The organism is Micromonospora alfalfae, assembly GCF_022230925.1.
GTDB classification, from domain to species: domain Bacteria; phylum Actinomycetota; class Actinomycetes; order Mycobacteriales; family Micromonosporaceae; genus Micromonospora; species Micromonospora alfalfae.
The window spans coordinates 1-11866 of the sequence record NZ_JAKKFH010000001.1 but is presented as its reverse complement, the minus strand read 5'-3'; the positions used below and the strand labels follow the sequence as shown (position 1 = coordinate 11866).

Annotated in this window: 8 protein-coding genes; 3 read left to right on the top strand and 5 right to left on the bottom strand. The window is 71.2% G+C overall.

Going from position 1 to position 11866, the window contains the following annotated elements:
• Nucleotides 1-13 precede the first annotated feature (13 nt).
• Nucleotides 14-1618, top strand: a complete 1605-nt coding sequence (locus MED01_RS00040) for a DUF6541 family protein (RefSeq protein ID WP_238666464.1) — start codon at nucleotides 14-16, stop codon at nucleotides 1616-1618.
• 90 nt (nucleotides 1619-1708) lie between these two features.
• Nucleotides 1709-3676, top strand: a complete 1968-nt coding sequence (locus MED01_RS00035; RefSeq protein ID WP_238666463.1) for a trypsin-like peptidase domain-containing protein — start codon at nucleotides 1709-1711, stop codon at nucleotides 3674-3676.
• Here MED01_RS00035 and MED01_RS00030 read toward each other — a convergent pair.
• Entirely contained in the window at nucleotides 3673-4701 is a 1029-nt protein-coding gene (locus MED01_RS00030; RefSeq protein ID WP_238666462.1) for an acyltransferase family protein, read from the bottom strand. The genes MED01_RS00035 and MED01_RS00030 overlap by 4 nt on opposite strands.
• 182 nt (nucleotides 4702-4883) lie before the next feature.
• Here MED01_RS00030 and MED01_RS00025 point away from each other — a divergent pair, with 182 nt between their 5' ends.
• Entirely contained in the window at nucleotides 4884-7022 is a 2139-nt protein-coding gene (locus tag MED01_RS00025; protein ID WP_238666461.1) for a sialate O-acetylesterase, read from the top strand.
• 63 nt (nucleotides 7023-7085) lie between these two features.
• Here the strand turns inward: MED01_RS00025 and MED01_RS35990 are convergent, their stop codons facing one another.
• The 4 genes from MED01_RS35990 to MED01_RS00005 are packed head-to-tail and all read right to left on the bottom strand — an operon-like array spanning nucleotide 7086 to nucleotide 11821.
• Nucleotides 7086-8429 carry an O-antigen ligase family protein gene (locus tag MED01_RS35990; RefSeq protein ID WP_238666460.1) on the bottom strand — a complete coding sequence of 448 codons (1344 nt, stop codon included), beginning with the start codon at nucleotides 8427-8429 and terminating at the stop codon, nucleotides 7086-7088.
• Between the two features lies 1 nt (nucleotide 8430).
• Nucleotides 8431-9792 (bottom strand): lipopolysaccharide biosynthesis protein, encoded by a 1362-nt coding sequence (locus tag MED01_RS00015; RefSeq protein ID WP_238666459.1) that lies wholly within the window; start codon nucleotides 9790-9792, stop codon nucleotides 8431-8433.
• Nucleotides 9789-10856 (bottom strand): glycosyltransferase, encoded by a 1068-nt coding sequence (locus MED01_RS00010; RefSeq protein WP_238666458.1) that lies wholly within the window; start codon nucleotides 10854-10856, stop codon nucleotides 9789-9791. Before MED01_RS00010 ends, MED01_RS00015 begins: the two co-directional genes overlap by 4 nt.
• The gene (locus tag MED01_RS00005) at nucleotides 10856-11821 is read right to left on the bottom strand and encodes a glycosyltransferase family 2 protein (protein ID WP_238666457.1); all 966 of its coding nucleotides are present in this window, start codon (nucleotides 11819-11821) and stop codon (nucleotides 10856-10858) included. The genes MED01_RS00010 and MED01_RS00005 overlap by 1 nt, the downstream gene beginning before the upstream one ends.
• Between the last annotated feature and the right edge of the window lie 45 nt (nucleotides 11822-11866).

Sequence of the window (11866 nt, the reverse complement as noted above, 5' to 3'; positions counted from 1 at the left end):
GAGAAGGAGCGCTGTGGTCGCAGTCGAGGACGCCCCGCCCATTCGTGCCTCTCGTCCGGCCCCTCCTCGACGCATCCGGGCGACGGTCGGGGAGGCGGTGCCGGTCATCGCCCTGCTCGGCGCCTTCTTCGTCGTCAACGACATCCGGTCGTGGCTGACAGCCCAGTACTGGGGCGACGAGGCGTGGGTCGCGCTCTCGGTCCGCTTCCCCCTCACCGACCTGCCGGTGACGACCTCGTCGAGCCCGATCGGGTGGAGTTTCCTGCTCAGGCTGGTCCCGGACATCGACCACCTCCGGGTCGTACCCCTGGGTTTCCAACTGCTGACAGTTGTCGCGGCCTACCTGCTGGGCCGCTCGTTGGCGTCCGAACGCGCCCAGGGCATCCTCATCGGCATCGTCGCCGGGCTGACCGTCCTGCTCCTGCCGGTCCAGCAGACCCGCCACGACCTGAAGCAGTACACAGCGGACGCCGCAGTGGCGGTCTGCCTGCTCGCCCTGGCCACCTGGACGGAACGCTCCTGGTCTCGGCGACGGCTCGCTGTGGTGGTGGCCGCGGTGGGTCTGGGCATGCTGATGAGTCACACCACAGCCATCGTCTCGGTCTGCGTACTCGGCGGTCTGCTGCTCTCCGTCGCCGTGCGCCGGCAGTGGGCGAGGACGGTCGAGGCGGCAGTCGCCGGCCTGGTCGCCGGCGCACTCGTGGCCGCCGTCTACTTCGGAGTGTCGGCCAGAGGCAACAGCGACGCCATGCGGGACTACTGGGACGACTTCCTACCGAGCATCTCCGAGCTGCCCGCACACCTCTCGCGGCAGATCAAGGCCCTGTCGCCGATGCTCGGCGCACCCGTGCCGATCCTCGCCGTGCTGCTCGTGCTCGGCGTCCTCACGCTGATCCGACGCGGACACGCCGCCCCGGCAATCGCCGTTCTCCTGCTGCCGGTGGCGGCCATCGGGCTGGGTGTCGCGGGTATCTACCCCCTGCTCGACCCGCGCACCTCCCACTTCCTGATCGTGGTGACGGGCCTGGTGGTCGGCATCGGCATCGTCGGTCTGGCCGACCTGGCCGTCGTCCTGGTCCGCCGCGGGCTCCCCCGGCTGCCACAGGGTGTGGTGGCCGCCGTGACCTGCGCCGTCCTGCTCGCCAGCTTCGCCGCCGTCAACCACCGCTGGTACCGCCTGGACGGCGACGAACCCGGGGTCTGGCGGGCACACCAGGCCATCACCGACATCGGATCGTCGACCCGCTACGTCGCCGCGCACAAGGGGCCACACGACCTCGTCGTCGTCAGCGGGCCCGCCTGGTTCGGGTTCACGCTCTACTCCGACCAGGATCCGCTGAAGTTGGTCGCGCCGGTCACCGGCACCGTCGGTTGGACAGTCACCATGCCCACCCGCGCCGATGTGATCCTCCCGAGAGCCGCCGACGCGCCGTCCATCAAAGACGCCCTCGACGGGATCCTCGCCAGGGCCGCGGAACAGCCGCCCGGCACCCGGGTCTGGCTGGTCCGCGCGTACACCCACCCGAGTGAGCCGGTGTGGCAGGCGGCGCTGGCCGACTATCGCGTGCAACGCGTCACGTCCGGGCCGGAGCCGGTGGTCGTGATCAGCAAAAGGTGACAGCGGCGACGAGTTGACGGGTGACCGCCGGGCGACTGACTGTGGCACCTGTCGGTACCATGCGCCTGGCGGTCGAGCGGAGGAGTTGGCATGCAGCCGGAAGGCCCCTACAGGTTCACCCACTTGCTGGGCGGTTCGCCGGTGGGCAAGGCCTGGGCCGCCATCGACGAGCAGGGCCGGTTCGTGAGCGTGGCAGTGCTGGACGCGACGGTTGCCGCCGCCCCCGGTTGGCGGGAGGCGTTCGCCGAGGTCGCCAACGCGCTCGCCCAGTCACCCGACGGACCCCCGATCACGTACGCCGACTTCTCGGCCGCCGCGCCCTGGGTGGCGTACGCCGCCGAAGCCGGACCCGCCCCGGAGAAGCTGTTCCGCGCGCTCGGCGTGGAGTACAAACCGGTGCCCGCCGCCCCCCGCCCCGTCTCCGCCCCTCCCCAGCCGGTGTCCGGTGTGCCGCAACCCGTGTCGGGTGTGCCGCAACCGGTGTCGGGTGTGCCGCAACCCGTTTCGGGTGCGCCGCAGCCGGTCGTCGACATGCCGCATGCCCCGTGGGCGGTGCAGTCGGCAGCGATCCCGAACCAGCCGGCTGCCCATCCCGTCTCGGCCGCGCCGGCGTCGAGCGCACCCGCGTCGCCCGCCGGGCCGGCCGGCCACGACGTCGCCCCGACGCCGGCAACAGTGTCGGGCCCACCGGCCGACGTGCCACAGTTCGACCCCTACGCCGCCCCCGTACGGCGGATCAAGCCCTCGGCGCCGCCCAAGCGGCGTACCGGCCTCTGGGCCGGTGTGGCCGCGCTGGCCCTGGTGGCAGTAGTCGGTGGCGGCGCCGGCATCTACGCCCTCAGCTCGGATGAGCCCGGCGAGCCGGATCCCCCGCCGACCGCCACCTCCACAGGCTTTCCGGCTGCGACCCCGCTCGCCCCCGGCCTCAAGCCCTGGGCGCAGGCCGCCCTGCGCAGCCCCGAGGAGCGGGCACTTGCCGTTGCCGGCCCGTCCATGGTCTTCGTGGAGGTCATGTTCACCGGGTACGTCCGCAACAAGGCCGATGGCGCCCTGCTGAACAAGGCGCCGGTGACCTTCAGCCGGCGCTGTAGTGGTGTGGTCGTCCAACACGAGGGGCACGTCCTCACCAACAGCCAGTGCGTGCAGCCCACCCCGGACGTCCTGGTCGGGAGCGCCCTGAACTCCGTGGCCAACCGACTCGTCGCCGAGGGCAGCCTGCAGGCCAAGGACATCAGCACCTACACCCGCAGCCGGGTGAACACCTCGGTCCTGACCGGCGCGAATGCCGCCGATCAGCCGGAGTCCCGGCTGTACGGGCAACTCAACATCGCCAAGGGCGAGGTGACTGACAGCCCGGCGATTCCGGGCACCGTCGTCCGCGCCCTCCCGATCGAGGCGGGGAACGTCGCCCTGGTCAAGCTGGAGCAGAAGAACCTGCCCACGGCGGAGCTGAACACGTCGGCCAGCGTCAGCCCGGAGACGTCACTGCTCGTCCTGGGCTACGGCACCAGCGACACCAGTTTCCGCGCCGCGACCTACACGGTGCTGTCCAAGACCGTGACAGTGACCGGGCTCGACACCTCGACACCGCTGAACCCGTACCGGATCAATGAGGATCTCGGGCTCTATTCGCGGGGCGGGATCGCCATCGACCCGAGCGGCCGGGTCGTCGGGATGCTCGACAACGACGTGCTGCGGCCCGACAAGGCGAACCGCCTCGTCGTGCCGGTCTCCACCATGACCGCCCTACTCCAGGCTGGCGGCGTCACCAACGCGCTCGGCAAGGCCGACAACCAGTACCGCAGCGGCCTCGACGCGTACTTCGCCGGAGACGAGTCGACAGCCATCGCCCGGTTCGACGAGGCCGCGCGGAACTCCCCGGCCAATCTGCTGGCCCAGTCGTATCGACAGGCGGCCGTCGACAGCCGGGGGCCCGACGACTCAGGCGGGTCGAGCTGGGCCGTGCCGGTGATCGCCGCGGCCGGAGGCGCGCTCGCGGTGGCCATCGTGGTGGCGGTGGCGATGCTCCTGGCGCGACGGCGCAACAGCCGTTTCTAGTGGGTCTGGGCGGCGCCCGGCCGAGGCGCCACGCCGCTGGCGGCCCGCGCGGAACCGCCGATCCGGGTGCCGGTCAACCACGGGCCCAGCGGCGTGCTGATGACGATCCACGCGAACGCCCAAGGGACCACGAGCGCGGCGACCAGGTCGACCACCCCACCGGACCGGGGTGTCTTCAGCACCCACAGGATGCCCGCGTGACTGAGCACGACGGCGATGCCGCAGCCGGCCAGTCGACTGATCACCCGCGACGCCCGCACGCTGATGCGCAGGTCGAGTTCCTCCGCGAGCCGGATGAGACCGACGCTGATCAGGATCGCGGTCAGCACCCCCAGTACCGGGGAGCCGAAGTCGCCGGCCTTGAGGTCCAGATCCCGGTTGAGGCCGAGCAGCACGAAGCCGACGCCGATCGAGAGTGACGCCGCACCGGCGCTGGCCGGAAGGCGCGGGCGGAGCCGCCGCAGCAGCCGCCCGGCCAGCACGAAGACCAGGCACGCCGGGACCAGGAAGAGCCCGAGCGGGCCGGCGGTGACAACGCTGGGCGCGAGGTACGCCGTGACCAGGCCGATCACCGCGACCGTCCAGGCGACAGCGGCGGGGAACCGCTCCAGCCACCGGAACGCGACAGCAGCGATGAAGAGCACCGAGACGAACCAGAAGGCGGAGAACGGTCGGACCGCGGCCGTGCCGCCGTAGAGCGCGTCACCGATGGTCCCCGGTGCCACCTGGCCTGTCACGGCGTCCGCGGCGAGCAGCGCCGCGACCAGGATGAGGAACCAGACCACGTAGGGCACGCCCAGGGTCGTCCACCGCTTGCGCAGTTCCCCACCGAGCGGTCGACCGGGCGACCAGAAGTAGCCGGTCAGGACGAAGAACACGGGCACGTGCCAGGTGTAGATGGACGCGCGGGTCAAGCTGTCGCTCCAGACGTGGCCCGCGACAACCGCGGCGATCCCGACAATCCGGAGGAGGTCGACACCGGCAGAGCGGTTACCCGCCGCCGTTGTCGTGCTCGTTGCGGCCATGGCGGGCATCATTTCAGACAGCGGGACAGACCTACGCCCCGGATCGGCACCGGTTCGGCAGTAGGTCGTGCCGGCGTCGTCGGGTACGGCGCATCGCCTAATCTGGGGCACGACACGCTGCCCACACTGTGGAGGTTCTCCGGGTGTCTCCTCCCCACCCTCCGTGGGCCCGCCTCCGATCGGTGCCCCGACCGGCCTGGATCGGCTTCGGGGTGGTCGTCCTGCTGCTGGCGGCCGTCCCCGTGCTCGGCTGGTGGCCGACGAGGACCGGCGCACCGGACGCCGCCTGGTCGGCGGCCGACGTGGACACTCCGCCGCCCGTCGCGCCCATAGACGGCACCGCCTGCGCCGCCAACGCGCACGGTATGGCCGGCTTCACCCCGGTCAGCGCCCTCGACCTGCCCGAGCGGAACGACCCCAAACGGCCCATGGCTCTCTCGTTCGACCGGACCGGCGTGGTGGCCGGCGGGTTCGACCGGGTCGGCTACTGCCTGGAGTTGACCGGCCCCACCGGTACGCAGTGGGTGTGGACCGCCATGTCGCCGTTCACCACCGATGCTCGACGCCTCGGCCTGCCGACCCGGGCCGGTCAGATCGTCAGGCAACGGATCGCCGATCTGGAGGTCGCCACCAACGCGCCGGGCCTGGCCACCGGCACCGGTCTCACCGGCTATCTGGAGATGTGGCCGAACAAGTACGGGCCGGCCAGCTCCGGTCAGATCCCCGGTGCCGCCGCCGACAGGTACGACTCCGACGACGACGTGTACTCGTCGATCGGGTACGGCTCCTTCCAGGTGCACACGGTCGCGGCCACCCGCCCGGCGCCCGCCGTCCCGCAGACCGTTCTCGCGGTCAACGGGTTCACCTCGACCGACCAGCCGCTGTCGGTGGGCATCGGGACCGCCCCCACCGGTCAGCCCGACTGGACGACCGCCGGTAATGCCGGCACGTACACCCAACGTCGGCTGACCACCTACGCCCGCGCGTCGGTGCTCACCGTCAGCCAGCACCCCCGGGACCGGCAGCTGTACCCCCGGGACGCGGCCGGCGGCGCTGTCGTGCCGGTGGCGGGAAGGACTACCGACCCGCGGGTCCGCGCCGTCCGACTCAAGGTCGTCAGCGGAGCCGACGGCTGGGACGAGACGGTGCCCGTCGGGGCTCGTGGTGAGTTCGCGTTCCGGCAGCGGATCACCGCCGCGCTTCGGGAGTACCGGTTCGAGTTGCACGTGCTCGGCGACGGCGTCGCCCGACGGGCGGCCCTGTGGGAGGGCGTGGTGTCCGGCGACGTGTACGTCATCCAGGGCCAGTCCAACGCGGTGGCGGCCAGTCACCGGGGCTCGTCGATCGGTGAGGAGTCCCCGTACGTCCGCAGTTTCGGCTCGACCACGGGCGACCGGGTCCTCTCCGGCGCGGACCGTACCTGGAACTACGCCGTCTCGGGTACGGTCCGGCAGCCCGGCTCGGTCGGCCAGTGGGGGATCCGCGCGGCCCACCGACTCATGGACACCTACCAGGTGCCGGTGGCCGTGATCAACGGCGCGGAGAGCAGCAAGGTCGTGTCGTTCTTCCAACGCAACGACGGCAACCCCGGTGACCTGCGCACCAACTACGGCCGCCTGCGGCAACGACTCACCGCCGCCAACGTCATCGGCGAGGTCCGTGCGGTGTTCTGGTACCAGGGCGAGGCCGACAACAACGACGCCGCCGGGCACGTCGCCGGGTTCAGCGCGCTGTTGACCGACTGGCGTCGGGAGGTCGGCGTCCGGACCGACGGCGGCACCCGGTACTACGTCGTCCAGGTCGGCAGCTCACCGTGCGGAAACACCTCCGGCGGCCCGCTGCGTGAGGCCCAGCGACGGATGGCCGACACCCTGAAGGTGACTGTGCTGTCGACCACCGCCCTGTCGGGCCGGGAGGGTTGCCACTTCGCCTGGGAACAGGGCTACCGCGAGTTGGGCGATCAGGCGTTCGCGGTCCTGGCCCGCGACATCCACCGTGGCCCCGGCGAGGGCGTGGCGGCCCCGAACCCCCGGTCGGCCGCCTTCACCGACGCTCGGCGTACCCAGGTGGTGGTTCAGCTCCGTAGCGTCGACCCACTGACCGTCCGGGCCGGCGCGGGCACCGACTTCACGATCGACGGCGGCACCGCCACCGTCACCGGCGTCGAGTACCGCGAGGGAGGACGGCTCGTGCTGAGCCTGTCCGGCCCGGCCGACGGCGCAAACCGGCTGAGTTACCGGGGCGATGCCGGGCCCTGGTGTGTGAACGCCGCCGGGGCCGGCCTGCTGGCCTTCCAGGGGCTTCCGATAGCCGGCGGATAGTCCGCCCAGCAACGGCCCGGTCGAGGGCCGGGGACTGCGAGGGCTGGTTTGCGCTTCGCGGGTTCAGTTGAGAGCGGCGGCCCGGCTGTCCTGCCGGCCGATGAGTCGCCGGAGCCCGGCCAGGGGCGCCGGTCGGTCCACCAGGTCCACCGGCCCCGGCGCCGGAGTGCGCGCGGGGGGCGCGGACACCGAAGTGGTGAGAGCCAGCAGCACGACGATCCAGGTCAGCCCGTCCACCGACAGTGGGTTCCAGACGACCTCGGTGAACGAGTAGACGATCAGAAGCACGAGCGGCGCCTTGGCGGTGAACGCCTGCCCGTCTTCGACGCCCCGGTGCATCAGGGTGGCCGCCCAGAGGCCGAACAGGGTCAGTGCGACCAGCCCGCCGGAGAAGATGACCAGGACGTACCCGGAGTGGAAGAAGTGGGTGGGTGCCGCTCCGATGTCCTGCAGGTGAAACCACTTCGAGACGCCGACCCCGACGGCCTCCCGACCGTTCAGGTACTCGCGGGCCGCGACCCAGATGTTGCCCCTGTTGCTCAGCGTGGTCTTCGACGCGCTCCAGGTCAGGTACGTGGCAGCTGTCAGTGCGCCGATGACGAACGCGACGCAGATCGCGAAGGGGATCTGCAGGCTCGGTCGCAGGCGCTGTACGAGGAGTGCGGCCAGCACCCAGGCGCATACCGCCCCGACGGCCAGGTAGCTGGTGCGGGAGCCGGTGGCGACGATCACCAGCAGGCAGAACGACGTCGTCACCACCAACTCACTGCGGCGCATCGCGCAGAACGCGGCCACCAGGGTGAACGACGCGAGCATCGCCACGTAGTTCTCGGAGTTGTAGAAGCTCTTGAACAGCGCCCCGGCCACCGAGCACTTTTCCAGCTTCCCGCCGGTACAGAGTCGCCACGACTGCTCGTACACGGCGGTCGGGATGGTCAGCAGCGCCAGGACCGCCAGCCCGGTGTAGGCCATCGTCCGGACACTCACCGCGGTGCGCGCAGCCATCAACCAGATGGCGAGCAGCAGCAGCGCTGCCGCCCCGTACGCCGGCAGCCGCGAACCGTAGAACCCGCCGCCGGTGAGGGCGTCGACGCCGGCAGACCAGACCAGCAGCGCCCCGGCCATCGCGATCGAGATCCGCAGCCACACGTCGGATGGTCCGCGCAGAACCGCCCGGCCGGACAACACCAGCCAGGCCAGCAGGGCGATCAGCAGCACGCCGATGAGCACCGAACTCTTGTCGCCGGCGACCGCTGGCGCCGCGTTGGTGAGCACGGCGAACCCGACCAGAGCGACAGCTGTCGCACTGTCGCCGAAGGAGGCGGCGATGTTCCGCCGGATTCGGATCAACCACAGGGCTACCGCGACGCCACCGACGGTCAGTAGGACACCGAAGATGGTGGTCACGTCAGACCCTTTCTCGGTCAGCTGCCGATGCCGCCTCGGCGTCGGCCTCGCGGGGCGGGTCGCGTCGCAGGGCAGCGACGAGGCACCCCCACAGCAGGACGGCGAGCAGAGCGTCGCACACCAGACTCGACACGACCGCACCCTGCCACCCGTACGCCGGAATCAGCCAGACGTTCAGGCCGGCGTTGACCACGCCGACCGCGATCTGGGCTACCGTCCGGCGTCCCTGCATCCGGGCACCGGACAGGGTATCGGCGGCGAGATAGTGGATCGCCTTCAGTACCAGCAGAGCGCTCAGGCCCTGCAGGGCAAGGGTCGCGGCCTCGTATTCGGGACCGAAGACCACCGGCATCATCCAGGCGAACGCGACGAGAAGGAGAGATGCCGGCACGCTGAACGCCAGGTAGCGCGGCAGTAGCTTGCGCGTGAGCCGCAGTGCGGCCCGAGGTCCGTTTCGCCCGGCCTCGAAGAAGTTGGGGTACGCGACCGCCGCCATCGACCTGGCGGGCGTGTACGCGAAGTCGACAACGCGGTACGCCGCGGCGTAGATGGCCGCGCTCTCCGTGGTCCCCAGCTTGGAGAGCATCACCTTGTCGAGATCGTTGTACACGGTCTGAGCGGACAGACCCACGGCGAACAGCATGCCGGTACGCGCCTGCGCCAACGATCCCCGGACTTCCAGCGGAGTCCGACCTGCCCCTCGTAGGCCACCCAGGACCACTGCCACGCACACCACCGTTGACAGCAGCACCGAGGTCACCGCCCACGCGTGCAGGGTGACCGGTCCGGCCGCCGCGGCCAGCGCGATGACCCCGACCAACCGGGCGACCTGCAGCAACGCGGGAATGACGGAGGCGAGCAGGATCCGGCCCCGGGCCTGGACCGAGGCGGCCACCGCCTCGATGAGGCGCCAGGCCACCAGATCGGCGAAGGCCAGACAGAAGAGGTCGACCAGGCTCGCCTGGGCACCCCAGATCAGCGCGCCCGCCGCAGCGACGAGCACTGTGGCACCAGCCCCGAACACCACCGACAACATCAGCCCTCGGGCCAGGTGTCGGGCCCACTCGGCGGGCGCGTCGGCGTGACTCTGGAAGATCAGGCTCGGTGCCCCGGCCGACGCGAACGGCGAGATGACCGCCACCAGGGCCGTGATGCCGACGAAGAGGCCGTACGTGTCGATGGGCATTTCCCGCGCCAGCAGCACGAAGAGCGCTCCCTGGGCGAGAGTCCGCAGCAGGGTTCCCACGAAGAACCTGCCGGACTTGCGCAGGAAGGCGTCACCCCGGCGAGGCGCCCGGTGCCGTGGTGATGCGCTGCGGTCCGGCTCGCCCACGAGGTCGACCGCTCCTTGGGCGAGGGTCATCGTCGTACCGCCTCCACCCATTGTCGGCTGATTCCGGCCGGATCGAAGGCGACCGAGCGGGCGTGCCAGGCCTTCTCGAACTCGACGGGCCCGGGCCGGCCGTAACCCGTCAGGTGCCTGATCGCCTCGGCGAGGGCGGTCGAGGTCGGGGCCGTCGTCAGCATGCCCGGCACCAGGTCCGGCACCATCTCGTCGACGGCGGACACCGGCATCGCGGCGACCGGCAGACCCACTTCGGCTGCCTCCACGAGGCTGAAACCGAAGGTCTCCGCCAGCGACGGGTGAACGAGCAGGTCGGCGTCGGCCAGCAACCCGCGGACGTCGGGGATCCGGCCGAGGAAGGTCACCCGATCCGCCAGGCCGCGCTCGCGCACCCGGGTCTCCAGCAGTGTCCGCTCCTCGCCGTCTCCGGCAAGCGTCAGGTGGTAGGCGGTGGGCAACTCCGCGAGCGCGTCGATCGCGCACAGGTGGTTCTTCAGGGGGCGCAGCGCGCCAGTGGTGACCAGCCGGATCCGCGCCGGGTCGGCGATTGGCCGGGGCGGGACGAACGGCGCGGTCGGCACCGGATTGGGAATCGTGACGACGCGTGACCCGGAGTGGAGATTGCGCACCGTCCGGGCCACCCCGTCGGACACGGCCACGACGAGCCGCGGCCGGAGAGCACCGAACCCGGACGCGCGGGCGAGCATCCGCACCCGACGGTCGGCCCGCATCCGCTCGGGCAGCAGCGAGTGCTCCCAGGCGATGAACGTCCGAGATGAGCCAGCCAGAGCCGCCCCGACGGGCACGCTGCCCCACAAACCGCTGGCGACGACCTCCACGTCCGGCGGCAGGCTCCGCAACCGGCGGCGCAGCGGGGGGACAGCTTCCACCAGGCGGGTGAGCCGCGACCCGAGGTCCAGGGTGTCGACACGGAGATCGTCGAGCCCCTGCGGGACTCCCCGGGACAGGACGGTCGCGGACACCTCCACGCCGTGACGTGCGAGCCCACGCATCACCAGGACCGCGGCCCGCTCCATGCCGTAGTACGGCTCGAGCTGCGGCAGTACGAAGTGCAGACGCATCAGTGTGGCCGTTCGGTATCAAGCGGTCGAGTGGGGCTGCTGGGGGCCTTCGACTTGCGCATGGCGACCCGTTCCAGGGTCGACCGGGGTACGAGCCCGAGCGCCGCCAGCACCGCGTTCCGGGCGGACGGAGGCGAGTTGCGGCGGATCGCCCGCACCATCTCCCGTACGCCCTCCCGGTCTCGGGCCTGGAGAGCGTAGCGGAGGGTCTGGGCCGCGATGAAGTCCGAGAAGGTCCCCGGCGCCCACACTCCCTCCCAGCGCTGGGCCCAGTGCCACGAGGTACGCCAGTCGGCGCCGGCCGAGATCGACCCGGGGCTGCCCACGGTGTAGACGGCCGTCGCCTCCTCCACCTGGACGATCTTCACCCGGGGCAGCCGGGCGACCCGGACCAGCCAGTCCCAGTCCTGGTGTCGGGGGAGCGTCTCGTCCCAGCGGCACTCGGTCGCCAATTCGTACGTGGTCAGGAGCGTCGACGTGGGCAGCGACTGCCGGCCGATGCCGAGGTGACGGCGGCGGAACAGGTAGTCCTCGGGCAGCATGCCGTCGGGGATCACCTCGGCGGGGGCCGGTGCCGGCAGCGGCTCGGCGCCGTCCTTGCGTTGCAGGATCCGGGATGACACGACGGGGCGGAACCCGGCCGCCGCGACCCGCTCGAGCGCTGGCACCTGTGCCGCCAGCTTGGTCGGCAGCCAGGTGTCGTCGTCGTCGAGGAACGCGACGTGGCTGCCCGGGATGGCGTGGGTGACTCCGAGGTTGCGGGCGTACGACCCGCGCCGGCCACCGCCGGTGCAGACCACCCGGTCGATGTGCTGCCCCAGGTTCCGCACTGTCTGCGGCACCTCCGGGGTGTCACAGACGACCACGATGTGCACGGATGCGCCCTGCTGGGATCGGGCGGAGAGCACCGCGTCGGCGATGCTGGGGCGGCCCGTGGTGGGGATCACGACGGATACGTTCGGCATTACGTTCTCCATGCGTTGGGGGTACGACCGGCACACGGCCGCCGG